21 protein-coding genes and 1 other RNA gene are annotated in these 23,792 nt (G+C 68.0%); 10 read left to right on the top strand and 12 right to left on the bottom strand.

Translation table 11 applies throughout. The annotated features are described in order from the left end of the window. The first annotated feature begins 62 nt into the window (after positions 1-62). Positions 63-890 carry an alpha/beta fold hydrolase gene (locus ACFWU2_RS15040; RefSeq protein ID WP_378607504.1) on the top strand — a complete coding sequence of 276 codons (828 nt, stop codon included), beginning with the start codon at positions 63-65 and terminating at the stop codon, positions 888-890. 78 nt (positions 891-968) lie between these two features. On the opposite strand, the gene ACFWU2_RS15035 is transcribed toward ACFWU2_RS15040, so the two are convergent. After that, complete coding sequence (locus tag ACFWU2_RS15035) at positions 969-1,595, bottom strand: class I SAM-dependent methyltransferase (RefSeq protein ID WP_378607501.1); 627 nt, start codon at positions 1,593-1,595, stop codon at positions 969-971. Positions 1,596-1,705: 110 nt separating this feature from the next. Further along, positions 1,706-2,848 carry an MFS transporter gene (locus tag ACFWU2_RS15030; protein WP_378607498.1) on the bottom strand — a complete coding sequence of 381 codons (1,143 nt, stop codon included), beginning with the start codon at positions 2,846-2,848 and terminating at the stop codon, positions 1,706-1,708. Between the two features lie 85 nt (positions 2,849-2,933). On the opposite strand from ACFWU2_RS15030, the gene ACFWU2_RS15025 reads away from it, so the two are divergent. The 4 genes from ACFWU2_RS15025 (at position 2,934) to ACFWU2_RS15010 (ending at position 6,981) form a co-directional block, all read left to right on the top strand. Beyond that, positions 2,934-3,515 carry a TetR/AcrR family transcriptional regulator gene (locus ACFWU2_RS15025; protein ID WP_378607495.1) on the top strand — a complete coding sequence of 194 codons (582 nt, stop codon included), beginning with the start codon at positions 2,934-2,936 and terminating at the stop codon, positions 3,513-3,515. A gap of 79 nt (positions 3,516-3,594) precedes the next feature. Next, positions 3,595-4,038, top strand: coding sequence for a Fur family transcriptional regulator (locus ACFWU2_RS15020; protein WP_378607491.1), 444 nt, complete (start codon positions 3,595-3,597; stop codon positions 4,036-4,038). A 37-nt stretch (positions 4,039-4,075) separates the two neighbouring features. Then, positions 4,076-6,259 carry a catalase/peroxidase HPI gene (gene katG, locus ACFWU2_RS15015; RefSeq protein ID WP_378607488.1) on the top strand — a complete coding sequence of 728 codons (2,184 nt, stop codon included), beginning with the start codon at positions 4,076-4,078 and terminating at the stop codon, positions 6,257-6,259. A 395-nt stretch (positions 6,260-6,654) separates the two neighbouring features. Continuing rightward, positions 6,655-6,981 carry a hypothetical protein gene (locus ACFWU2_RS15010; protein ID WP_378607485.1) on the top strand — a complete coding sequence of 109 codons (327 nt, stop codon included), beginning with the start codon at positions 6,655-6,657 and terminating at the stop codon, positions 6,979-6,981. A gap of 12 nt (positions 6,982-6,993) precedes the next feature. Here the strand turns inward: ACFWU2_RS15010 and ACFWU2_RS15005 are convergent, their stop codons facing one another. From ACFWU2_RS15005 to ACFWU2_RS14995, 3 genes are all read right to left on the bottom strand, one after another. Further along, on the bottom strand, positions 6,994-10,008 hold the full coding sequence (locus ACFWU2_RS15005; protein WP_378608037.1) for a bifunctional [glutamine synthetase] adenylyltransferase/[glutamine synthetase]-adenylyl-L-tyrosine phosphorylase: 3,015 nt from the start codon (positions 10,006-10,008) through the stop codon (positions 6,994-6,996). Between the two features lie 25 nt (positions 10,009-10,033). Next, the gene (gene glnA / locus ACFWU2_RS15000) at positions 10,034-11,371 is read right to left on the bottom strand and encodes a type I glutamate--ammonia ligase (protein WP_378607483.1); all 1,338 of its coding nucleotides are present in this window, start codon (positions 11,369-11,371) and stop codon (positions 10,034-10,036) included. Positions 11,372-11,455: 84 nt separating this feature from the next. Next, positions 11,456-12,988, bottom strand: a complete 1,533-nt coding sequence (locus ACFWU2_RS14995) for an alpha/beta hydrolase (RefSeq protein ID WP_378608035.1) — start codon at positions 12,986-12,988, stop codon at positions 11,456-11,458. Positions 12,989-13,156: 168 nt separating this feature from the next. On the opposite strand from ACFWU2_RS14995, the gene panB reads away from it, so the two are divergent. The 3 genes from panB (at position 13,157) to pip (ending at position 15,586) form a co-directional block, all read left to right on the top strand. After that, entirely contained in the window at positions 13,157-14,005 is an 849-nt protein-coding gene (gene panB, locus ACFWU2_RS14990; protein ID WP_378607481.1) for a 3-methyl-2-oxobutanoate hydroxymethyltransferase, read from the top strand. Between the two features lie 175 nt (positions 14,006-14,180). After that, a complete protein-coding gene (locus ACFWU2_RS14985; RefSeq protein ID WP_378607479.1) occupies positions 14,181-14,624 on the top strand; it encodes a hypothetical protein in 444 nt (147 codons plus the stop codon). Continuing rightward, positions 14,624-15,586 (top strand): prolyl aminopeptidase, encoded by a 963-nt coding sequence (pip, locus tag ACFWU2_RS14980; RefSeq protein WP_378607477.1) that lies wholly within the window; start codon positions 14,624-14,626, stop codon positions 15,584-15,586. Before ACFWU2_RS14985 ends, pip begins: the two co-directional genes overlap by 1 nt. 12 nt (positions 15,587-15,598) lie before the next feature. Here pip and ACFWU2_RS14975 read toward each other — a convergent pair whose 3' ends face one another. The 4 genes from ACFWU2_RS14975 to rnpB all read right to left on the bottom strand — a co-directional run bounded on the left by ACFWU2_RS14975 (position 15,599) and on the right by rnpB (position 18,518). Continuing rightward, on the bottom strand, positions 15,599-16,156 hold the full coding sequence (locus tag ACFWU2_RS14975; RefSeq protein ID WP_378608033.1) for a CHAP domain-containing protein: 558 nt from the start codon (positions 16,154-16,156) through the stop codon (positions 15,599-15,601). A 34-nt stretch (positions 16,157-16,190) separates the two neighbouring features. Then, positions 16,191-17,600 carry an RNB domain-containing ribonuclease gene (locus tag ACFWU2_RS14970; RefSeq protein WP_378607476.1) on the bottom strand — a complete coding sequence of 470 codons (1,410 nt, stop codon included), beginning with the start codon at positions 17,598-17,600 and terminating at the stop codon, positions 16,191-16,193. A 25-nt stretch (positions 17,601-17,625) separates the two neighbouring features. Next, positions 17,626-17,805, bottom strand: a complete 180-nt coding sequence (locus tag ACFWU2_RS14965) for a hypothetical protein (protein ID WP_378607473.1) — start codon at positions 17,803-17,805, stop codon at positions 17,626-17,628. A gap of 301 nt (positions 17,806-18,106) precedes the next feature. Continuing rightward, positions 18,107-18,518, bottom strand: an RNA gene (rnpB, locus tag ACFWU2_RS14960) — RNase P RNA component class A. A 120-nt stretch (positions 18,519-18,638) separates the two neighbouring features. On the opposite strand from rnpB, the gene ACFWU2_RS14955 reads away from it, so the two are divergent. Next, the gene (locus tag ACFWU2_RS14955; RefSeq protein WP_378607470.1) at positions 18,639-19,157 is read left to right on the top strand and encodes a DUF1697 domain-containing protein; all 519 of its coding nucleotides are present in this window, start codon (positions 18,639-18,641) and stop codon (positions 19,155-19,157) included. 103 nt (positions 19,158-19,260) lie between these two features. Further along, positions 19,261-20,526 (top strand): alpha/beta fold hydrolase, encoded by a 1,266-nt coding sequence (locus ACFWU2_RS14950; protein ID WP_378607467.1) that lies wholly within the window; start codon positions 19,261-19,263, stop codon positions 20,524-20,526. Between the two features lie 143 nt (positions 20,527-20,669). On the opposite strand, the gene ACFWU2_RS14945 is transcribed toward ACFWU2_RS14950, so the two are convergent. The 3 genes from ACFWU2_RS14945 to ACFWU2_RS14935 form a co-directional block, all read right to left on the bottom strand. Next, positions 20,670-21,845, bottom strand: a complete 1,176-nt coding sequence (locus ACFWU2_RS14945; RefSeq protein ID WP_378607464.1) for a bifunctional RNase H/acid phosphatase — start codon at positions 21,843-21,845, stop codon at positions 20,670-20,672. Further along, entirely contained in the window at positions 21,794-22,531 is a 738-nt protein-coding gene (locus tag ACFWU2_RS14940; RefSeq protein ID WP_378607461.1) for a zinc ribbon domain-containing protein, read from the bottom strand. The genes ACFWU2_RS14945 and ACFWU2_RS14940 overlap by 52 nt, the downstream gene beginning before the upstream one ends. Positions 22,532-22,606: 75 nt before the next feature. Beyond that, the gene (locus ACFWU2_RS14935; RefSeq protein ID WP_378607458.1) at positions 22,607-23,752 is read right to left on the bottom strand and encodes a Nif3-like dinuclear metal center hexameric protein; all 1,146 of its coding nucleotides are present in this window, start codon (positions 23,750-23,752) and stop codon (positions 22,607-22,609) included. Between the last annotated feature and the right edge of the window lie 40 nt (positions 23,753-23,792).

Genomic DNA, 23,792 nt, shown 5'->3' with positions numbered 1-23,792 from the left:
GGTCCGGTTCGTGGTGAAGCCGTGCAGGCTGGTGGAACCGATGCGCAGCCGAGGAGCACACGATGACCTTCATCGAGACCGAAGACGGAACCGCAATCTTCTACAAGGACTGGGGGCCGGTGGACGGGTCGCCGGTGCTCCTCAGCCACGGCTGGCCACTCAACAGCGACGCCTGGGAAGCCACCGCACGGTATCTCGCCGTCCGGGGATGTCGCGTCATCGCTCACGACCGGCGGGGGCACGGGAACTCCACCCAAACCTGGAACGGCAACGAAATGAACACCTACGCCGATGATCTCGCGACGTTGCTCAGCACGCTGGAGCTGACGGGCGTCACACTCGTCGGGCACTCCACGGGTGGCGGTGAGGTCACCCGCTACGTGGGCCGCCACGGCAGCTCTCGGGTCGCGGGGCTCATTCTGGTGTCGGCGGTGCCCCCACTCATGGTGCGCACAGAGGACAACCCCGGCGGTCTTCCCGTCGAAACCTTCGACGCCCTGCGAGACGGCGAGTCCGCCAACCGGTCCCAGTTGTACCGGGACCTCGCCGACGGCCCCTTTTTCGGTCACAACCGCACCGGTGAGGTACCACAGGGCACCCGCGACGCCTTCTGGCGACAGGGGCTCGAGTCGGGTACACACAACGCCTATGAATCCATCGCCGCTTTCAGCGCCACCGACTTCAGGCCGGATCTGGCGAAGATCGATGTGCCGACCCTGGTGATCCACGGAGAGGACGACCAGATCGTTCCCTTCGACATCAGCGGAAAGCTCTCCGCTCAACTCGTCCCGGACGCGAAGCTGATCGCCTACGAAGGCGGAGCTCACGGCTTACCGGACACCGAGCGCGACCGGCTCAACGCCGACATCTTCGCGTTCGTCACTCGATGATCACCATCCATAAACAACAAGGAGCGCACCCCGGCGATTCGGATCGCGTCAGAGTGCTGTCGGCGATACTCGCGCGTCTCACCGTGCGTGCGACCGGACGGCGGTGATTGCACCGTGGGGCCGGTAGCCGCTCTCCCTCCGCGTATGTGTCTCGACCACTTCGAAGCCGGCATCAGTCAGTTGCTGGGCGAGTGCGGCTACCGGCCATCGATACGCGGTAGCCACCGCGTGATCGAACGCCTCGACGGTTGGTCCTTCGAAGAATCCGAGCAACAATCCTCCGCCCGAACGTATTACGCGTGCGAACTCGGCGATCGGAATCCGAATGTCGTTCGGACTGTGGTGGATCAGCGAGTACCAGGACAGCACACCTCCCAGTGCTCCGGACGGAGTATCCAAGGCTTCGAAGCTGCCGATCTCGAAGGAGTGTTCCGGATACTGCGCACGAGCCCGCTCGACGAATTCGGGAACGAGATCGACGCCGCTGACGGCCAGTCCGCGCCCGGCCAAGAAATTCGTCCACTGCCCCGGGCCGCATCCGGCGTCGAGCACGGGACCTGCGACGGTGTCTGTCCAGCTACCGATCAGCGCCAGGTCCAATGGATGCGCCGACGTCACGGAGCCGAAGAGATCCGCATATTCCTGAGCCCTGGCCGAGTACGACTCGCGGACGGTGTCGACAGCGGGGACGCTCGTGTTCTCCATACCGACGATGATGATCGATGGGTGCAACACAGGCCGCACGGAATAAGCCGCCTCCAGCTCTCGAGTTGATTCCGGCCCCTCAGGCCGACACCAACCGGTGAAGCTCACGCTCACTGCGCCGTACGGCTCGACCCTGCCGCGGCGGGGTCGCGGACGGCCGGCAGCACGGCGAGGATCCCGATCGCGCCGGCAACCGCGAAGGCGAGGACCGGTGACGCACCCAGCAGCACTCCCAGTGCTACCGAACCGGCGGCCTGGCCGACAGCCAGGGCGATGAACAATACGACGGTCCCCTCGGCGGCGAGATCCGGCACCACGCGCACCGCCCAGACGATGAGGACCCCACTCATCGCGGTGTAACTCGCCCCGAACGCGGCCACGGAGACATATGCCGCCACTGGTGTGCCCGGAGCCAACCCGAGAAGGACGGTCGCTGCCGCCATGACCGCGGTCGTGGCGATCCAAGCAATTCGCAAACTCCAGGTCTGCACGATCTTCCCCGCGGTGGCGCCGAGCATCCCGAATGCTCCGAGGACCATCCAGGCGGCAATGGACAGTGTCTCGTCGCCTGCTCCGGAATCGGCCATCACCGAGCGTCCGAAGGTCCAGATCGCGGCACTCGACGCCCCGGCCAGCGTCGCGGCCACGACTGGACGAGCGAGGGTCGCCACGTCGTCGGCTTTCACCCGAGACGGACGAGTGGACGGGCGGCGACGCGGCGACGACCGGTCCGCGCGCAGAGTTGCGACCGTTGCGAGCGCTGCCGCGAGTGCGATGAGCAGCCATCCGACACGCCAGTGCCCGGCGGTCAGGATCAGGAGGGCGCCCGCGACGACGATCCCGGCGCCGGTGCCGGCGTTGACGATGGTCTGCGCGTTCTCCTGTCGCGCGGCGGCGACGTTGCGTTCGATGAGGGTGACGAGGCCCGGCGTCGCAAATCCGGCGCCGGCCCCGGCAACGATCACACCGAGCGCGAAGAGGCCGACGTGCGGTGCCAGCGCAACACCCGCGGCTCCCGTGGTTGCCGTCGCTCCGGCGCAGACCACGACCAGGCGGGGGCGGTCACCGAGGCGAGTGGCGATCAAGGCGGCGCAGCAATAGGAGAGGAAGCTTCCCGCCTGAACGACCCCGGCGAGGGTGGAGCCCATCTGGAAGGTCTCGCTGAAGCGTGGGAGGAAGAGTCCGTAGCCGAAGCGCGCCAACCCGTAGGTCGCCGCGATCAGAGCCATGCCGCTGACCACGAGGGTTCGCATCGCACCTCCGACGTAGCCCGACCAGAACGCTCGTTACACTACTCCGAAACGGATGTGTTGTCAGAACGAGCGTTACAGTGGGGTGGTGTCCGTGGCCCAGCGATCCCCCGCACGCACCCGCCTGCTCGAGGCGGCCGAAAGCATGCTGTTCGACCGCGGCATCCGCGCGACGTCCGTGGACGAACTGCTGCGTCGGGCCGAAGTCTCGGCGGCGACCTTGTACGCGCAGTTCGGCAGCAAGGACGCGCTCGTCGCGGAGGTACTGCGGCTTCGGCTGGCGGACTGGCAGGCCGTATGGGACCAGCACATCATCGCGGCCGACGACGACATGTCGCGGTTGCTGGCGGTGTTCGACGCCCTTGCCGACTACCGCGACACACGCGGTGCTCCCGCCCGCTGGTGCGCCTTCCTCGCTACCGCCACCGAACTTCCCGACGCGACGGACGGCATCCGCGAGATCCTGTCCGCGGACACCGCACTACTCACCACCCGGCTTCTGCACTTCGCCCGTCCTCTTGCCGGGGCACGTGCCCAGGATCTCGCCGACGAAGTGCTCATGGCCTACAACGGCACCCTCGTAGCGTTTCTCCGCGGCCGTCCGGCGGCGCCGATCGAGACCGGACGCCGACTGGCTGCTGCGGCAGCCCGAGCCCACGGCGAGAGCTGACCGCGACCACGCCGGCTGTTCGTGCGGCGGATCGGCCGAAATCACGACTCATTCCAAAAACGTGGGTCATAGTGGTCTGGTGCCCACCTCGAGGGAAGCAGCACAGCAGTTGCGCGCAGCAGGTCTCCGCGTGACGCGGCAGCGAGTCGCTGTCCTCGACGCCGCCGAGGCTCACCCGCACGCCGACGCCGAGACGATCTTCGAAACTGTGCGCATTGCGCTTCCCGACGTCTCTCGCCAGACCGTCTACGACGTGCTCCACGCGATGACGTCACGGGGGCTGCTCCGGCGGATCGAGCCGTCGGGCTCCCACGCGCGATACGAGTCCCGCGTCGGCGACAACCATCATCACCTCGTCTGCCGATCCTGCGGAGTCATCGCGGACGTGAACGGCGCGACCGGTGAAACGCCCTGCCTCGCCGGGTACGACGACGCCGGTTTCGCGGTAGACGAAACCGAGGTCGTCTTCTGGGGCCTGTGCCCCGGCTGCTCACCATCGGAGGCTCCGCGACCACAAACCTGAAGTCTGTTCGTCCATACAGCTCCGGAAGGAACCTGCAGTGTCCGAAAGCGAAAACCCGGCAATCCCCTCCCCCACGCCACAGCCCCATCGCCCCAGGACCACCCTGGACTGGTGGCCGGATCAGCTGGATCTCCAAGTCCTGCACCAGCACTCCACCATGGCGAATCCCATGCCACCCGACTTCGACTACCGCAAAGAGTTCGAGAGGCTGGACGTCGAAGCACTCCGGCAGGACCTCATCGCGCTGATGACCGACTCGCAGGACTGGTGGCCCGCAGACTTCGGGCACTATGGCGGTCTGTTCATCCGCATGAGCTGGCATTCCGCGGGCACGTACCGCATCGCCGACGGCCGGGGCGGCGGAGGCAAGGGCGCACAGCGCTTCGCTCCGCTCAACAGCTGGCCCGACAACGTCAGTCTCGACAAGGCCCGGCGGCTGCTGTGGCCGATCAAACAGAAGTACGGACGCAGCCTGTCGTGGGCCGACCTCATCGTCTTCGCCGGCAACTGTGCCTACGAGTCGATGGGATTCAAGACGTTCGGATTCGCGTTCGGCCGCGAGGACATCTGGGAAGCGGACGAGGTGTTCTGGGGCCCGGAGGACACGTGGCTCGGCGACGAGCGTTACGCCGGCGAACGCGAACTCGAGGGTCCGCTGGGCGCGGTCCAGATGGGTCTGATCTACGTCAATCCGGAAGGCCCCAACGGCAATCCGGAGATCCTCGCGTCGGGGCGCGATATCCGCGAGACGTTCGCCCGCATGGCGATGAACGACGTCGAGACCGCCGCGTTGATCGTCGGAGGCCACACGGTCGGCAAGACGCACGGTGCGGCGCCCGCCGACAATCTCGGTCCCGAACCCGAGGGTGCGCCGCTCGAACAGCAGGGCCTCGGCTGGAAGAATTCGTACGGCACGGGCAAGGGGCCCGACACGATCACCAGCGGCCTCGAGGTCACCTGGACACCCACGCCCACGAAGTGGGACAACACGTTCCTCGAAATGCTGTACGGGTTCGAGTGGGAGAAGACCAAGAGTCCGGCGGGCGCCTGGCAGTGGACGCCGAAAGACAACGCCGGGTCGGATATCGTGCCCGATGCGTTCGATTCGACCAAGAAGCATGCACCGGGCATGCTGACGAGCGACCTCGCGCTGCGGTACGACCCCGTCTACGGCGAGATCACCCGGCGCTGGCTCGACCATCCCGAAGAGCTCGAAGCAGAGTTCGCCAAAGCCTGGTACAAGCTGCTTCATCGCGACATGGGGCCGCTCTCGCGGTACCTCGGACCGTGGATTCCGGAGCCGCAGTTGTGGCAGGACCCCGTTCCGGCGGTCGACCACGAGCTGATCGGCGACGACGAGATCGCCTCGCTCAAGAGCACCGTCCTCGACTCCGGGCTGACCGTTCCGCAGTTGGTGGCCACCGCATGGGCGTCGGCGGCGAGTTTCCGCGGCACCGACATGCGCGGCGGCGCGAACGGCGCGCGCGTCCGTCTCGAGCCCCAGAAGAACTGGGAGGCCAACGAACCCGCCCAGCTCACAGCGGTCCTGCCCGTCCTCGAGCGCATCCGGGACGACTTCAACAGCTCGGCGACGGGAAACAAGAAGATTTCACTCGCGGATCTGATCGTGCTCGCCGGTAGCGCTGCGGTCGAGAAGGCAGCCAAGGAAGCCGGACACGACATCACGGTGCCGTTCGCTCCGGGCCGAACGGACGCGTCTCAGGAGATGACCGACGTCGAATCGTTCTCGGTGCTCGAACCGAAGAGCGACGGATTCCGCAATTTCCTGCAGGGCGGCGAGAAGCTGCCTCCGGAAAAGCTGCTCCTCGAACGTGCGAATTTCCTGACCCTGACCGCCCCCGAAATGACGGTCCTCGTCGGAGGTCTCCGTGCCCTCGGAACCAACCACGGCGGCAGCAAACACGGCGTCCTCACCGATCGACCTCAGGTGCTCACCACCGACTTCTTCCGCAACCTCCTGGACATGCGGACCGAGTGGAAGGTGTCGGAGTCGTCGGAAGGGATCTACGAGGGTTGCGCGCGCGGAACCGACGAGGTGAAGTGGACGGCGACCGCCGTCGATCTGGTGTTCGGCGCGAACTCCCAACTGCGGGCGCTTTCCCAGGCGTACGCCACCGACGACGCGCAGCCGCAGTTCGTGCAGGACTTCGTCAAGGCGTGGACCAAGGTGATGAATCTGGATCGGTTCGATCTGGCTTGATCCGTCCGGGAACGGAGCCGCGAACCGGCACCGCGACACCGAAGCCACTCGTCGTACGTCGGCGGGTGGCTTCGTCGCGCGGGGGTCGTGTGGCCGGTGCTGAGGCGAAGGGCCGCGGGACCCGCCGCACCGGCGTAGTCTTATAGTGCCGTTGATGGTGACCTCGATCACACCAATGGCGATGGAGAACATTTCTTTGCGTCGGGGCAAAGACAGGGATACGCCGCCTGCGTCACGGCACCCGATTCTCCGGTCGCCGCGTCCGTTGCCGACGCGACGCCTGTCGTTGCGTATCCGGTCGTCGTGCGAGACCGTCCTGCGCGTTCGGCCCTGTCGAACCCGGGCTCGTGCCCGGCCGAGTACTCCGAACGACATGTCTCCCGGAGGAGACCGTGATGCGCAAAAACATCCTCAGGGCTGCGGCATGCTCTGCCGCCCTGCTCGTAAGCAGTATCGGCGCCGGCGTCGCCGGTGCCCAGACAGATATCTCGACCGTGGGAATGTCCCAGGAACAGGCCGAAGCCACACTGTCCGAGGCCGGCGTCGAATTCATCATCCTCAGCCGCGCGGGCAGCACCCTACGGAACTGCAACGTGACCGAGCAGCGCGACCGCGGCTACGACACCGAGGTCGAATACTCGTGGGACGCCGACGACCAGGAGTGGGACAAGACCGAGACGCAAGTCTGGCGCGGGGTCTCCCTGGTCGTTTTCTGCGACTGATCCCCGCCGCCGTCAGGCACCGAACACCCGCTCGACCACTGCCCGTGCACGACGGGTGACGCGCAGATAGTGGTCGAGATATTCCGAGGCGTCTTCGCCCTGCCACCCTGTCACTCTCGCGACAGCCGTGAGAAGCCTTCCCGGGCCGGGCAATTGGTCGGTGCGCTTACCCCGGACGAGCACCAGCGCGTTGCGTGCACTGGTGGCGGTGATCCACGCGTCGCGCAGCAACTCCACGTCCCCAGCGCTGATGAGCTCGGCCGCACCGATCGCGTCCAAGGTCTCGAGCGTCGACGTGTTGTGCAGGGCCTCGATGTGGTGCGCGTGCTGCAACTGCAGCAACTGCACCGTCCATTCGATGTCGGCCAGTCCGCCGCGGCCCAGTTTCGTATGGGTGGCGGGGTCGGCTCCCCGGGGCAGACGCTCCGAGTCGACCCGCGCCTTGATCCGGCGGATCTCGCGGACCGCCTCCTGCGACAGGCCGCCCTCCGGGTAGCGCACCTTGTCGATCATGCGCAGGAAGCGCGTGCCCAGGTCCGGGTCGCCGGCGACAGCGTGCGCCCGCAGGAGCGCCTGCACCTCCCACACCTCGGCCCACTGCGTGTAGTACGCCTCGTAGGAGGTGAGCGTGCGCACCAGCGGTCCACTGCGACCTTCCGGCCGCAGGTTCAAGTCGACCTCGAGCGGCGGATCGGTGCTCGGCGCGCCGAGGAATTTTCGGACCTGTTCGGCAACGGTCGTCGCCCATTTCACGGCGTCGGTGTCGTCGGCGTCCGCGTGCGGTTCGCACACGAACAGCACATCGGCGTCGGAGCCGTAGCCCAGTTCGGCGCCTCCGAGGCGACCCATCCCGATCACGGCGATGCGCGCGGGGGCCGGTCCCCGTGAGCTTTCCGACGCCCGGATGACGGCGGTGAGTGCGGCTTCGAGCACGCCGGCCCACACCGTCGACAGTGCTTCGCACACCTGGGGCACGTCGAGCATCCCGAGGATGTCCGCACTCGCGATCCGGGCCAGTTCGGCGCGGCGCAACGAGCGGGCGGCGAGGATCGCACGCGCCGGGTCGCCGTAGCGGGACGACGACGCGACCAGCGCGCGCGCGACCTCCGGGGGGTTCGGTTCGAGCAACCGCGGACCGGTCGGGCCGTCGGCGTACAACCGCAGCACTTCCGGCGACTTCACGAGCAGGTCCGACACGTACGCCGACGATCCGAGCACCGTCATGAGGCGTTCCGCCACCGCCGGCTCGTCGCGGAGCACCCGCAGGAACCACACGGTGTCGTACAGCGCGTCGGACAAGCGGCGGTAGGCCAGCAGTCCGGCATCCGGATCGACTGTGTCGGCGAGGTATTCGAGCAGTTGCGGAAGCAGCATCGCCTGGATCCGCGCCTTACGGGAGGCGCCGCCGGACAAGGCCGTCAGATGGTCGAGCGCGTGCGAGGGCGCGCTGTACCCGAGGGCGGCGAGCTGCCGGACGGCCGCGTCGGGCGAGAGCCGCACGGCCTCCTTGTCGAGCTTGCTCACCGACTCGAGCAACGGGCGGTAGAACAGTTTCGCGTGCAGTTTCCGGACCCGCGACGAGTTGCGCTTGATCTCGGATTCGAGCACGCCGAGCGCATCCTTCCGCCCGTCCGCGCGCATGTGCGACGCACGGGCGAGCCAGCGCAGCGCTTCCCGGTCGTCCGCGGGCGGCAGCGTGTGGGTGCGCTTGAGTCGCTGGAGCTGAAGGCGGTGCTCGAGCAGCCGGAGGAACTCGTACGACGCGCGGAGGTTGGCGGCGTCGTCGCGGCCGATGTAGCCACCGTCGGCGAGCGCACCGAGCGCCTCGACCGTGTTGGGAACCCGCAGTGATTCGTCGACGCGGCCGTGAACGAGTTGGAGCAGCTGCACGGCGAATTCGACGTCGCGGATGCTGCCGCGGCCGAGCTTGAGTTCGCGTTCCTGCAGTTCTGCGGGCACCAGGTCCTCGACGCGCCGGCGCATCGCCTGGACTTCCGGGACGAAGTCCTCGCGTTCGGAGGCCGTCCACACCATCGGGCTCAGCGCCTCGACGTACCGGCGCCCCAGATCGAAGTCGCCGGCCATCGGCCGGGCCTTGAGGAGCGCCTGGAACTCCCATGTCTTGGCCCACCGGTTGTAGTAGGCGATGTGCGACTCGAGGGTGCGCACCAGCTCACCGCGCTTGCCTTCGGGGCGGAGCGCGGCGTCGACCTCGAAGAAGGCGGAGGTGCCGATCCGCATCATTTCGCCCGCGATCCGGCTCGCGCGCGCATCCGCGGGTTCGGCGACGAAGACGACGTCGACGTCGCTGACGTAGTTCAGTTCCCGCGCTCCGCATTTGCCCATGGCGATCACCGCGAGGTGGATCGGGCACGGCTCGTCGGGAACCACCGTCGACACGGCGACCGCGAGCGCCGCGGTGAGGGCCGCATCGGCGAGGTCGGCGAGCAGGGCCCCAGCCTCGAGGTACGGAAGGACCGGCTCGTTCTCCACGGTCGCGGCGAGGTCGGCCGCCGCGATGATCATGAGCTGGTCGCGGTACGCGGTCCGCAAGGCCGCGACCGCGGCGGGTCCGGTGATCTCGGCGCGGTAGAGCAACCGGCCGACGCGACCACCGGGCTCGGGATACCCGCCGACGCTGTCCAGCATCCGCGCGGTGAAGGTGTGTTTGTCGGGCAGATCCAGGGAACCTTCGAGCAACCGCCAGCCGGCAGGATTGGCGACCACGTGGTCACCGAACGCGGACGAGGCCCCGAACAGGCCGAACAGCCGGCCACGCAGGCCCTTGTCGGCACGCAGCGCGGCATCGAGTTCGGCCCAGCCTTCGTCACCGAGACTGTCCGCGAGGCGGGCCAGGGTCCGCAGCGCCAGATCGGCGTTGGCGGCGCGGGACAGGGCCCACAGCAATTCGACGCTGTCGGCGTCGTTCCAGCCGAGCCGTTGCAGCTCTTCTGGCGCGGTCGGCTCGACGAGGCCGAGCCGACCGGGAGCCGGGACAGTGGAACGGGAAGTCGGCGGTTTCACCACCACATCATCCGCCATCGCCGGCCGATTACAGTCCCAGGTACTGCTCGAGCTCGAAAGGTGTGACCTGGCTACGGTAGTTCTCCCACTCACGCCACTTGTTCCGCAGGAAATAGTCGAACACGTGCTCGCCGAGCGTTTCGGCGACCAGCTCGGACTTCTCCATCTCGCGAAGCGCGATGTCGAGATCGGTGGGCAGCTCTCGGTACCCCATCGCGCGACGCTCCGCCGACGTCAGCGACCACACGTCGTCTTCGGCCTCGGGAGGGAGTTCGTATCCCTTCTCGATGCCGCGCATGCCCGCCGCGAGCAGCAACGCGAACGACAGGTACGGGTTGCACGCGGAGTCCGGCGTGCGGATCTCCACCCGGCGCGACGACGCCTTGTTGGGCGTGTACATCGGGACACGGACCAGAGCCGAACGGTTCGACGGTCCCCAGCACGCCGCGGTCGGCGCTTCGCCGCCGTGCACGAGACGCTTGTAGGAGTTGACCCACTGGTTGGTGACGGCGCTGATCTCGTTGGAATGCTCGAGGATGCCGGCGATGAACGCCTTGCCGGTCGCCGAGAGCTGCAGCGGGTCGTCGGGGTCGTGGAATGCGTTGGTCTCGCCCTCGAACAGCGACATGTGGGTGTGCATGGCCGAGCCCGCGTGCTCCTGGAAGGGCTTCGGCATGAAGGTCGCGCGCACGCCCTCCTGCATCGCGATCTCCTTGACCACGTAGCGGAAGGTCATGACGTTGTCCGCCATGGACAGCGCGTCGGCGTATCGCAGGTCGATCTCCTGCTGGCCGGGAGCCGTCTCGTGGTGGCTGAACTCCACCGAGATGCCCATCGACTCGAGCGCGTCGATGGCGTGGCGCCGGAAGTGCGGGGCGGACCGGTGGACGGACTGGTCGAAGTAGCCACCCGTATCGGCGGGCACCGGCGCGGCGCCCTCTTCACCGTTCTCCACGAGGAAGAACTCGATCTCGGGATGCACGTAGCAACTGAAACCGAGCTCGGACGCCTTGTTGAGCTGACGCCGCAGCACGTGCCGCGGATCGGCCCAGCTGGGCGTGCCACCCGGCATGGTGATGTCGCAGAACATGCGCGCGGAGTACTGGTGGCCCCGGTCGTCGGTCCACGGCAGCACTTGGAAGGTCGTCGCGTCGGGGCGGGCGACCATGTCGGCTTCCGAGATCCGGGAGAATCCCTCGATGGCCGACCCGTCGAACCCGATGCCCTCTTCGAAGGCTCCTTCGAGTTCGGCCGGGGCGATCGCCACAGATTTCAGGGTGCCGACCACGTCGGTGAACCAGAGACGAACGAACCGAATGTCGCGCTCTTCGAGGGTGCGGAGCACGAACTCCTTCTGGCGATCCATATCCGCGAGAGTAGGCACCATCCGTTAATTCTGTGTTACATACGCCGGTTCGAACCGTGGCGTGTCGCTCACATCTTGCCGGAGTCAGCAGTGAGGATCGGTCTCGGGGACATCGAGGTCTATCAAATACCTGGTCACAGCGTCGTCGACGCATTTCTCACCGTCGAGCACGACCGTGTGCTGGGTCCCGTCGAAACTCAGCAGCGCACCGCCGAGATGACCCGCGAGCTCCACGCCCGCGAGATACGGGGTCGCCGGGTCGGCGGTGGTGGACACCACGAGCACGGGAGCGAGACCGGACAGCTCCGCGTCCTCGCCGCCCCCGGTGGGCGGGACGGGCCAGAAAGCGCAGGTGTCGAGAGCGGCAGAACCGTTGCCGCGACCGTCGTCGAGGAACGGCGCCGCCTCCCGGAAACGGGTGTCGAGTTCTCCGGCGAGCGCCCGGTCGGTGACGGGTACGTCGTCGATGCATCGCACCGCGTCGAACGCGGCGGTGATGTTGCTGTAGGTGCCGTCGTCGCCACGACCTTCGTACAGGTCGGCGAGCCGCAGGAGCGTGTCGCCGGTACCGCTGGTTGCGAGAGAGTCCAGCCCGCCGCGCAACGAGCCCCACAAGGTCGGCGAGTACAGCCCCTGCTGGACCCCGGTGATCGCGTCCCCGTAGCTCAGGCCTCGGGGGTCGGTGGTGGGCGCCGGCGTGTCGAGCAGCGGGCCGACGAGGGCGCGGAACCGGTCCACAGCCGCCGCAGGATCGCCGCCGAGCGGGCATCCGTCGTAGTCGGCGCAGTAGTTCGCGAACTCGTCGAACGCCCGCTGGAAGCCCTCCGCCTGCAACAAGATCTCCTCGACGGGATCCTGATCCGGGTCGATGGCGCCGTCGAGCACCATCGCCCGCACCCGGTCGGGAAACGCTGCGGCGTACTCCGCACCGAGCCGGGTGCCGTACGAGTAGCCGAGGTAGCTGAGCTGATCGTCGCCGAGGACCCCGCGCACGACATCCATGTCGCGCACCACCTCGCGGGTCCCGACGTGCGCGAGCACCTCCGCCCCGGTGCGCTCGGCGCACAGATCCGCGTACTCCCGATTGAGTTTCTCGGCCCGCGCGATGCCCTCGCTGCTGGTATCACCCGGGTCGAGGGCGCGGTCGGCGTCGGCCTCGGCGTCCGTGCGGCACACGACCTGCGGATCGGAGGCGCCGATCCCTCGCGGGTCCATCCCGATGACGTCGAATCGCTCGGCGAGCGACGTACCGTCCGCGGCCAGCGCGAGCGACAACCCCGACGCGCCCGGCCCGCCGGGGTTCGTCAGAAGTGAACCGATCCGCTCGCCACCGGCCCGGGACCGCGACAACGCGAGCGAGATGGTCTGTCCCTCGGGCTCGTCGTAATCGAGTGGCACCGTGATCCGGGTGCATTCCACACCGTTCAGGGCAAGGTAGCGACCGTCGGTTCCGTATCCCGCACACGACTCCCACCGCACAGCCTGGCGGTAGAACGTCTCCAGCTCTCCCGGCACCGCGACATCCGACGGCGGCTGCGTGCTGTTCCCCGGTGCCGAGCAGCCCAGGACGGCGAGACCTGCGACAACGGCAAGCGAAACGAGGCGGAGAACGTGCATACGCGGGGAAATCGACACCCGTCGATCGTCCCATGCACCGACAGAGCCCCGACGCTGTGACCAATCGCACCGCCACGTGGTATTCGTGCAGCGGTCGGCGGTGGCAGACTGAGACGGTCATCACCCAACCCGGGGACCCCTAGGGCCTCGAGGCAGAAAGGGACAGCGATGTCCGACAACATGACGTCCGTGTACGGCGGCGCTGCTCCCGCCGATACCCCCAAGCGCAAGACCCGAGTCCACCACCTGCAGGCGATGAAGGCCGAAGCCCGCCGCTGGGCAGAACTCACCGCCTACGACTACTCCTCGGCCCGAATCTTCGAAGAAGCCGGGATCCCGGTCCTCCTCGTCGGTGACTCCGCAGCGAACGTCGTCTACGGCTACGACACCACCGTTCCGGTCACCGTCGACGAACTGCTCCCGCTGGTCCGTGGCGTCGTGCGGGGCGCGCCGCACGCTCTCGTCATCGCGGACCTGCCGTTCGGTAGCTACGAAGCGTCTCCCGAACAGGCCCTCGCGACGTCCATCCGGTTCATGAAGGAAGGCGGCGCCCACGCCGTCAAGCTCGAAGGCGGCGAACGGGTCGCCCCGCAGATCGCGGCGATCACCGCGGCCGGCATCCCCGTGCAGGCGCACATCGGTTTCACCCCGCAGTCGGTCAATACGCTCGGTGGGTTCCGCGTCCAGGGCCGCGGTGACGGTGCCGAGCAACTCGTCGCCGACGCGATGGCGGTTCAGGAAGCCGGCGCATTCTCCGTCGTGATGGAGATGGTGCCTGCCGAACTGGCCGCTCAGGTCACAGGCAAGCTCACCATCCCGACCGTCGGCATCGGCGCGGGAAGCGAATGCGACGCTCAGGTTCTCGTGTGGCAGGACATGGCGGGCTACACCAGCGGCAAGACCGCGAAGTTCGTCAAGAAGTTCGGTGCTGTCGGCGACGAACTGCGTCGCGCCGCGTCCCAGTACGCGCACGAGGTGGCCGAAGGTACCTTCCCCGGTCCCGAGCATTCGTTCTGAGCAGACGCCTTCAACACAACGAGAAGCCCTTCCTGCGGTGTATGCCGCGGAAGGGCTTCTCGTTGTGACGTTCGTCCCCCGGTCCCGGCGGGGCGGCCTCACCGCCCCCTCAGGATTCGGTGGCACACTCGACGGCGACCGCGACCCGACCCCCGACAGACGAAGGTGTGTATCCATGAACCGATTCCGACAGGTGCCGGCTGCGGCCGCCGTCGCAGCCGCCATGATCGGCGTTCTCGGGGCGTGCGCTCCGGCGCCCGAGTCCGGGCAAACCGGTTCCAGCACAGAACTGTCGTCGTCCGCCGAGGCGACCTCCTCGGCGACGCGGTCTCCACAGTCCGGTGACGCCGGCGTCACCGATGCTCAGGCGGAAGACCTGTGCACCCGGCTGGAGGCGCAACTGTCGCCGTGGCGCACGTACACGCCGTCGGTCGGCCGCGGTGGGCTCAACATCCTCATCGGCGAATGGGCCGGGGCCAACGGCGTCGACCTCCTCGCACTCGCCGGTGATCGGGCCCGGATCGACACGATCACGTCCGAGCAGTGCCCCGAGGTGCGGCAGGAAGCGGTCACCGCACTCGAAATCCCCGATCTCGCATCCGGTCTCGTCGGTTTCTGATGAACGAGCGCCGCGAGCTGTACCCGCCGCTGGAACCGTACGAGCAGGGCATGCTCGACGTCGGTGACGGTCAGCAACTGTACTGGGAGGTCAGTGGCAACCCCGCGGGCAAGCCGGCGGTGTTCCTGCACGGTGGGCCCGGCGGCGGCGTGTCGCCGATGCAGCGCCGGTTCTTCGACCCCGATGCCTACCGCATCGTGTTGTTCGATCAGCGCGGTTGCGGCCGATCGCTCCCGCACGTCGCAGACGGGGCAGACCTGTCGGTCAACACGACCGATCATCTGGTCGCCGATATCGAACGATTGCGCACCCACCTGGGCGTGGAGCGGTGGCTCGTATTCGGCGGCTCGTGGGGATCGACCCTCGCGCTCACCTACAGCCAGCGACACCCCGACCGCGTCACCGAACTGGTGTTGCGCGGAATCTTCCTGCTGCGGCGCAGCGAGATCGACTGGTACTACAACGGCGGTGCGGGACAGGTGTTCCCCGACCTGTGGGAGGGATTCACCGCGCCGCTCGCCGCGGCGGAACCCGGGGAGCATCCCGTCGACACCTATCACCGTCTGCTGCACTCCCCCGACCCGGACGTGGCGTTGGACGCTGCGATCGCATGGTCGACGTGGGAAGGCGCCACGAGCACCCTGCTACCCCATCCCGACCGCGTCGCGGAAACCTCCGAACCCCGGTTCGCCCTCGCGTTCGCGCGGATCGAGAACCACTACTTCTACCATCGGGGATTCCTCGAGGACGGTCAGATCCTGCGCGACGCGCATCTGCTGCACGGCATTCCCGGCGTGATCGTGCAGGGCCGGTACGACGTGGTGTGTCCGGCGCGCAGCGCATGGGATCTGCATCGGGCCTGGCCGCAGTCCGATCTGCGCATCGTCGATGATGCCGGTCACGCGGCAACCGAACCCGGTATCACCCATGAACTCCTGGAGGCCACAGACCGGTTCCGGTAGTCCGCCGTCGGCTCAGGCGGGTAACCTCCCGAAGCCGACCACGGCGTCGTCGTCCTCCCAGTCGAGGGTGTGGACGCGAATCTTGCCGAACTCGTTGCCGCCCACGGTGGTTGCGGTGCTGCCCTCCACCGCGATCACGATGTTGGTGTGTTCGCGCTGCCCGAAACCGAGCGAGCTGTGGTACAGCACCACGTCGCCGACGGCGGGGCGGTAGCCCGATCCGGACGGTTCGAAGCGGCCGGTCTCCTCGTAGTACTCCCCGAGCGTGTACACCCCCGGGATACGCCAGTGACCGGAATGCGGATTTGCCAGGGGCACACCGACTTCCCGCATGATCCAGCTGACGAAGTCCGCACACCACGGCTCCCGGACGCCCTCGGAGTAGAACGTCCCGGGCCGTTGCGCGGCGTGCTGATCCTCGAGCAGTTCGACGATCTGCACCTGCGTCGGCGACAACGCCGACGTGTCCACGTCCGGGAACGATGCACTGTCCCAGGGGAACAACCGGTTGGGCGCACTCCACCACACGGTCGCGGCAACAAGAGCCACGGCGACCACCACGACCGCCATGATCGTCGCGAGCGGTCGGCGCCCGACGGTCCGATCAGGGTTCACAGGCGAACTGCACTCTCCGGGACGTCGGGTCGGCGAGCACCAGGCGGACCGTGACGCGCTGCCCCTCCGCGGGTGTCCCGGTGCACGCCGCGATCACCGTCTCGGACGGGATGAAGATCTCGGCGTCGCGTCGCTCGGTCGCGTCTTTCAGGACCGTGGCCTCGAAGGTCTCCCCCACCCGCGACGACAACACGACCGCCTCGGCAAGGTCGATGCACGCGCGCCCGACCTTGCCGGCGAGCGAATCGGACGACGACATGATCTTCGGCAGCAGACCCAGGGTGTCCCGCACGTCGCCGGGCGCCTCGGTGCCCGAGGACACCGCGAGGCACACCTCGGTGGCGTAGCGGTCCGACAGCCGGCGCAGCGGCGCCGTGACGTGCGCGTAGGCCGCGCCGATCGCGCCGTGCACTTTCAGTTCCGGCAGTTCTCCGTCGAATGCGACATAGGACGCGCCGCGCAGCAGCGTCGGCGCCTCGCTCATGAGAACGAGCGTGGTGGGCAGATTCGCGTCGAGACCGGCGAGGAAGGCGCCCACCGACATGTCGCCGGGCCACTCGACGCCCAGCGAACAGGCGGTTCGGCGGAGCGAGGCGACAGAGTCGGAATCGGCGGGCGGCAACGTGCGCAGCAGCCCGGTCTTCGCGTCGATCATGATGCGTGCCGCGCACATTCCGGTCAGCAACGACACGTGCGAATTCCAGTCGTCGGCCTCGGTGCGCGGTTCGATCTCGAGTCGCCAGCCGTCACCGTCGCCGACCACGTCCTGTTCGGGGAGTCTCAGTTCGATCGCACCCCGTGCCCGCGCCGCGACTTCGCGCAACCGCCCGAACTCGGGTAGCGCCGCGATCGACGGATGGAGGGTGCCGGCATCGGCGTCCCGCTGCACACCGGCATAGTCGAGTCGCGCCACCGAACGGACGCGTGCGCGCGACACGGAGACCGCGACCGGTTCTGCGTACTCGTCCATCTCGATGCGCCACAGCACGGCCGGTCGCACCGCGCCCGGGAGCAGACTGGCCGCGTTCTCCGACAACACCCGCGGGTGCAGCGGCACCGACCCGTCGGGAAGGTAGAAGGTCTGCGCGCGGCGGTGCGTCTCGCGATCCAGCGCACCGCCGGGCTCGACGACCGCGTACACGTCGGCGATCGCATAGTGCAGCACGAATCCGGCATCGGTGCGCTCGAGGTGGAGCGCCTGGTCGAGGTCCATCGAACCGGGTGGATCGACCGTCACCAGAGGCAGATCTGTGCGATCCTCGCGCACCGAAGCGAATCTGTCGGTCGCCGTCCGGGCCTCTGCGAGCGCCTCTTCGGGAAATTCGTCGACGAGCCCGAACTCGGTGCGGACACCGGCAAAATCGATCTCCGGTGCGACGACGATGGGTGTGGTCACCAAAGCAGCGGGGCTCCTCGTCGCGCGATCACTTGTTCCACTCGTCGTCCGCGTCGTCGGCTGCCTTGTTGCGGGCGGCAGCGATGTCGAGGGCCCGCACGGCGGTCTCCCGATCGGGGTACGGACCCATGCGGTTGAGGGCGCTGGGATCTTTGCCCTGGGTCACCTTGCCGGTCTTCACGTCGAAATACCAACCGTCGTCACTCATGGCCCCAGTGTGCCCGAACAGCGACGCGATACCCGGTATATCGGGGGCGGTTTCGGCGAAACGCGACGATCGGCTCGGCTGGTAGCGTCGGCGCGGCCACAAGATCGTCACCGACCGAAGGAGATCACACGTGTCGTACATCCTTTTCGATGCACTGCTGCCCTATGTAGGCCCCGAGTCCGCCTCGTACTGGGCCCACTTGCTGGTCGTCGGACCGCTCTGACCGAATCTCGGGGGGCGGCGATGTCGTCGCCCGACCGAGGCAGGCACGCGCGTCGGCGGGTGGGACAGGAATGCAGGGCGGACGAGTCGGCCTGTAAGCCGGATCCTGTCCCCCGCCGAAGCGGGGTGGCGACCATCCATCTGGGCACACCGTTGCCGGGTACCTCGAGCGGTTCACCCGCAGGCTCGGGCGAGCAGCCCTCGAGCACCTGCGCAGACGCACCGCGAAGCGATGCGACCTTCAACCTTGCTCCGGGCGGGGTTTACCTAGCCACCCCGGTCACCCGGGGTGCTGGTGCGCTCTTACCGCACCGTTTCACCCTTACCTGCCCGCGAGGGGCAGGCGGTCTGTTTTCTGTGGCACTGTCCCGCGAGTCACCTCGGGTTGCCGTTAACAACCGCCCTGCTCTGTGGAGTCCGGACTTTCCTCGACGCAGGGCCTGACACCGTCCGGTGCCGGTTCCCTGTTCCGCGGTCGCCCGGCCAACTCGTCCGCCCGGACAGCGTAGCGCCCCCGCAAGGGTGCGACGCACGGACCCCGTGCCGTCTGCCACCGTGCGACCACTGCATATCGGACTCCCGACCGCCGCGGGAGAACTACCGTGAGCCGCATGACTCGGTACGTGGCTTTCCTGCGCGGGATCAACGTCGGCGGTATCCGGATCAAGATGGCCGATCTGGCGGAGTTGTTCTCCTCGGCCGGACATCGCGACGTCCGCACCGTGCTCGCGTCGGGCAACGTGCTGTTCGACTCCGACGACGATGCCTCGTCGCTGAAACCCGCCCTCGAAAGCGCGCTGACCGATCGCTTCGGGTACGACGCCTACACCTTCGTCGTCGAGCAGTCCCGGGTGGCGGACATCGTGGCGGCCTACCCCTTCGGAGACCGCGAGGATCGGCATTCCTATGTGGTGTTCGTGTCCGACCCGGATGTTCTCGACGCCCTGGCCGCAGATGCGGACCGTCTCGACAGCGACATCGAGTGCGTCGCACCGGGAGCGGGTGTCCTGTACTGGCAGGTCGCGAAGGGGCACACGCTCGACAGCGCGGTCGGGAAGAAGTCGGGGTCCGGCCGGCACAAGGCGGTCACCACTTCTCGCAATCTGAAAACACTCCGCAAGTTGCTGTGACTTGTCACCACAAGTAAGCAATACCTCCGAGGACCTCGTAAGTGCAGTTACCCTCCCCGAGGGCCGCAGTCGCGGCACGTGAAATCCGACTCGAAGGACATACATGCGGATTGCCGCACGACTGCTTGCCGCAGCCGCTCTCGCAGGACTCTCCCTCACTGCGACGACCACCGCAGCAGCCCAGCCTGCGGTGCCCGACCCCGCCGCACAGGCCGACGATTTCTACGCCACTCCCGACCTGAGTTCCGGTTCGCCGGGAGACGTACTGCGCACCGCCCCGTCGGTCGCCGCGATCATCCCCGGTACTCCCGCCGTGCTCGACGCCTCGGTCACCCGCGTGATGTATCGCAGCACCAGCGCCACCGACAAGCCTGTCGCCGTCGTCGGCACCGTGATGGTCCCGGCACTGCCGTGGACCGGCGACGGCCCCCGGCCCACCGTCGTGGTCGGGCCGGGCACACAGGGCATGGGCGATCAGTGCGCCCCGTCGAAGCTCATGACCTTCGGCCAGGAGTACGAGCACCTCCAGATCGGGCCGCTCCTCGCGCGCGGCTACGCGGTCGCGGTCACCGACTACGAAGGGCTCGGCACCGCCGGAGTCCACCCCTATCTCAACCGTGCCTCCCAGGGGCACGCGATGCTCGATCTCGCCCGCGCCACCCGGTCGCTGGGAACTCTCGGTGTGGATCAGAACGGCCCGATCGCCTTCTGGGGCTATTCGCAGGGCGGTATGGCTGCGGCCTCCGCGGCCGAACTCGCCTCGAGCTACGCCCCGGAACTGCCGGTCGCCGGTGCTGTGGCGGGATCACCGCCCGCGTCGCTGAGGGATCTGGCGGTCGCCGGTGACGGTTCGTTCCTGTCGGGTGGCATCGGCTGGGTCGTCAACGGGTTCATCGCCGCGTATCCGCAACACGCCGATGAGATGCTGAGCGCGTTCAATCCGGCCGGCCTCGACATTCTCGACCGCGCCGAAAATGCGTGCGTGTTCGACGCACCGCTGCTCGACCCGTTCTCTTCGACCACCCGGTACACCGTCGACGGCCGGCCGATCGTCGAGCACCTGTCGGAAGAACCGTGGGCCTCGCTCGTCGCCGAACAGGAACTCGGCAACCGGACCCCGTCCGCTCCGGTGTTCGTGGCGCAGGCCACCGGGGACGACTTCGTTCTCGTGGGGGGCGTCGACACGATGGTCGGCAAATGGTGTGCGGGCGGCGCGAATGTCACCTATCAGCGATACGACGTTCCCCCGGCTTTCACCAAGACAGGGTTCGGGCACGTCGTAGGGCTTTTCCCCGCTCTCGTGGAGGGAATGGACTGGCTGGACCAGCGATTCGCAGGCGTCCCCGCGACAACGACCTGCGGCGTGTAAGAAAGTTCGAAAAAAGCTCGGGCGGTCGGTAACACCTCACCGATCGCAGCGATACATGATGTGAGTGGCCACGCAGGCACCCCCCGACATGCCTGCGCGGCCACTCTTTTCATCGCTGCTCCCGTGAACCGGGACGTCGCGTGTTACAGATGCGAAGTGTCGTTGACCAGACGCACCGAAGACCCGCCGTCCGGATAGAACTCCGCGGTGCTGAACGAAGCCAGGTCCAGGTGCAGCCGATACAGCAGGGACGGACCCGAATCCAGCGCGAGCCGTAGGAAGGTCTTGATCGGAGTGACGTGTGAGACGACCAGCACGGTCGCTCCGCCGTATTCGGACACCAGATCGTCTCGCACGGCGACGATCCGCTTGTGGACCTCGTCGAAACTCTCCCCGCCGGGCGGACGCACCGAGGTGTCGCCGAGCCACGCGCGATGGATCTCCGGATCGCGCTGGGCGGCCTCACCGAACGTGAGGCCCTCCCACTCCCCGAAGTCCGTCTCGATCAGGCCGTTGTGCACCGTCACGGGCAGATCCAGGGCGTCCGCGGCCACGGTGGCGGTTTCGCGGGCGCGGCCGAGCGGCGACGACACCACGGCGGCGACACCTCCTCGCGCCGCGATCCGGCGGGCGGCGGCGACGGCCTGTTCACGACCGAGTTCGGTGAGCGGCGGGTTGCCCCGCCCCGAGTAACGGCGTTCCACCGACAGCGGCGTCTGACCGTGCCGCAACAACAGGAGCCGTGTCGGCGAACCGGTCGCGCCCGTCCAGCCCGGCGCCGTGGGTGCCGGAGTCGCCGCGGCCGGCGAAGGCGACGAGGACGGCTCTGCGGGGGCGGGTGTCTCCTCGCCGGAGACGAGCGCCTCGGCAGCGGCGTCCATGGCCACGTTCGCGAGACGGTCGGCGTACGCGTTCTCGGCGCGCGGAATCCACGTGTAGTCGACGCGGCGGAACTTCGCCGCCGTCTCCCGCGCGGCCGCGGCGAGCGGAATCATGTCGGGATGCTTGATCTTCCAGCGGCCCGACATCTGCTCCACGACGAGCTTGGAATCCATGCGGACGTCCACCTCGTCGGCGCCGAGTTCCGCGGCGGCGGTCAGCCCCGCGAGCAGTCCCCGGTATTCGGCGACGTTGTTGGTGGCCCGCCCGATGCTCGCGTGCCGCTCGGCGAGGACGGTCCGATGGTCGGCGTCGAACACCACGGCACCGTAGCCCGCCGGTCCCGGGTTTCCTCTCGAGCCGCCGTCCGCTTCGACGACGACCCGGGTCACAGTCCGGATTCCTTGGTGCGCACCAAGATCGAGTTGCACTCCGGGCATCGCACGAGCGAATCGGCGGGTGCGGCCGCGATCCGGGCGATCTCGCCTCGGTCGAGCTCGAGGCGGCAGGCACCGCAGCGGCGTCCCTGCAGCAGGGCGGCGCCGATGCCGGTCTGTTCGCGCTGCTTCTCGTACAACGCCACCAGGTCCTCGGGCAGCGCAGCGATCAGGGCCGCGCGGTCGCTGCGGCACCGCTGCTCGGCGACGTCGAGGTCGGCGAGGGCTTCGTCACGAGCGCGGGTCGCGTCGGCGAGCTGGTCGTCGATCTGCGAGACCTGCGCCCCGGCGTGATCGTGGTCGCCCTTCGACGCCTCGCGACGTTCCATCACCTCGAGGAGGTCGTCCTCGAGTGCGCCCTGGCGGCGTTCGAGACTTCCGAGTTCGTGCTGCAGTTCCGTGAGCTGCTTCGAGCCGACCGACCCGCTCTCGAGCATCGTCCGATCGCGCTGGGCACGCATGCGCACCGCTTCGATCTCCCCTTCGAGCTTGCGGATGTCGCGATCGAGATCGTCGAGGATGATCTCGACGGCCACGGCCGCGTCCTTACGCGCGTTGCGGTCGGACTGGAGCCGGTCCACCGTCTGCTGTTCCGGCAGGGTGCGACGGCGGTGCGCAAGGCGATTCAGCTCCGCGTCCACGGCGGCGAGAGACAGAAGCTTGGACTGCACTGCGGATTCGACGTTCACTCGGGTGGTTCCTGCTTTCGGTGGGGCCTCGATGGGCGGGGATGACGGACAGCCCCGGAGACGGGTCGTAGCTGATTACGGTACCGCGCGTGCTGCGGCGGTCGTCCACGGATCGGTTCGCAACCGGCTCACCCGCGCCTGCCAGCCGTCCCGGCCGGCGAATGCCGCGTCGAGAACGTCACGTGCCTGGGCGCACCAGGGATACTCGCTCGCCCAGTGTGCGACATCGACAAGTGCGGGACCACCCGCGCGCAGGTGCTCGTCGGCGGGGTGGTGCCGGAGGTCCGCTGTCACGTAGGCATCCACGCCGAGCGCCGCGACCGCGCCGAGGAACGAATCACCCGATCCGCCGCACACCGCGACGGTCCGGATCGCCCGATCGGGGTCGCCCGCGGCGCGCACTCCCCACACGGTGGCGGGCAGGGCCGCGGCCACCGACTCGGTGAACTCTGCCAGCGTCACCGTCTCGGCAAGCTCCCCGACCCGCCCCAGTCCGCGAGCACTCGGGAGTTCGGCGAGTTCGAGCACGTCGAACGCCGGTTCCTCGTAGGGATGCGCGGCGCGCAGGGCGGCGAGCACCCGGGAGCGGGAACCCCGAGGCGCGATCACCTCGATACGGGCTTCCTCGACGTGCTCGAGTTCCCCGAGGACGCCGAGGGCGGGGTCGGCTGCGCCGACGGGACGGAACTGGCCGGTGCCCGAGGTGGTCCAGCAGCACTCCGTGTAGTTGCCGAGTGCTCCGGCACCGGCATCGAACAACGCCTGCCGGACGGTATCGGCGGCGCCGGACGGCACCATCACCACCCATTTGTCGGTGGCCGGTTCGGGCTTCGCCTCGAGCGGCCGCAGTCCGGTCAGCCCGAGTGTCTCGGCCAGGGCGTCGGACACCCCGGGATTCGCACGATCGGCATTGGTGTGCGCGGTGAACAACGCGCAGCCCCCGCGGATGAGCCGGTGGATCAACGCGCCTTTCGGGGTGTGCGCGCCGACCGTGTCCACGCCGCGTAGCAGCAGTGGGTGGTGGACGAACAGCAACTGCGCACCCCACTCGAGTGCCTCGTCGACGACCTCGGCCGTCGCGTCGACTGCGAGGAGCACCTTGCGGACGGGGTCGGCGGGGTCGCCTGCCACCAGTCCGACGGAGTCCCACCCTTCGGCCAGCGACGGTGGATACGCGGTATCGAGTACGTCGATCACCTCACGCAGCGACGGCGCAGTCACGTGTCCTCCTGGGTTGTCTCGGCTGTCCCGACGACCCTAC

It is taken from the genome of Rhodococcus sp. NPDC058639, assembly GCF_042717545.1.
In the GTDB taxonomy this organism is placed as follows: Bacteria; Actinomycetota; Actinomycetes; order Mycobacteriales; family Mycobacteriaceae; genus Rhodococcus.
Note: the sequence above shows the minus strand (reverse complement) of the source record. Positions and strands in the feature narration are given on the sequence as shown.

Bases quoted from the DNA above. Each gene is read 5' to 3' on its own strand.
- panB (WP_378607481.1), top strand. From the start codon at position 13,157: ATGTCCGACAACATGACGTCCGTGTACGGCGGCGCTGCTCCCGCCGAT.
- ACFWU2_RS14945 (WP_378607464.1), bottom strand. From the start codon at position 21,845: ATGCCCGGAGTGCAACTCGATCTTGGTGCGCACCAAGGAATCCGGACT.
- ACFWU2_RS14985 (WP_378607479.1), top strand. From the start codon at position 14,181: ATGAACCGATTCCGACAGGTGCCGGCTGCGGCCGCCGTCGCAGCCGCC.
- ACFWU2_RS15040 (WP_378607504.1), top strand. From the start codon at position 63: ATGACCTTCATCGAGACCGAAGACGGAACCGCAATCTTCTACAAGGAC.
- ACFWU2_RS15035 (WP_378607501.1), bottom strand. From the start codon at position 1,595: ATGGAGAACACGAGCGTCCCCGCTGTCGACACCGTCCGCGAGTCGTAC.
- ACFWU2_RS14975 (WP_378608033.1), bottom strand. From the start codon at position 16,156: ATGGCGGTCGTGGTGGTCGCCGTGGCTCTTGTTGCCGCGACCGTGTGG.
- pip (WP_378607477.1), top strand. From the start codon at position 14,624: ATGAACGAGCGCCGCGAGCTGTACCCGCCGCTGGAACCGTACGAGCAG.
- ACFWU2_RS15010 (WP_378607485.1), top strand. From the start codon at position 6,655: ATGCGCAAAAACATCCTCAGGGCTGCGGCATGCTCTGCCGCCCTGCTC.
- ACFWU2_RS14950 (WP_378607467.1), top strand. From the start codon at position 19,261: ATGCGGATTGCCGCACGACTGCTTGCCGCAGCCGCTCTCGCAGGACTC.
- ACFWU2_RS15030 (WP_378607498.1), bottom strand. From the start codon at position 2,848: ATGCGAACCCTCGTGGTCAGCGGCATGGCTCTGATCGCGGCGACCTAC.
- glnA (WP_378607483.1), bottom strand. From the start codon at position 11,371: ATGGATCGCCAGAAGGAGTTCGTGCTCCGCACCCTCGAAGAGCGCGAC.
- ACFWU2_RS14995 (WP_378608035.1), bottom strand. From the start codon at position 12,988: ATGCACGTTCTCCGCCTCGTTTCGCTTGCCGTTGTCGCAGGTCTCGCC.
- ACFWU2_RS14965 (WP_378607473.1), bottom strand. From the start codon at position 17,805: ATGAGTGACGACGGTTGGTATTTCGACGTGAAGACCGGCAAGGTGACC.
- ACFWU2_RS14955 (WP_378607470.1), top strand. From the start codon at position 18,639: ATGACTCGGTACGTGGCTTTCCTGCGCGGGATCAACGTCGGCGGTATC.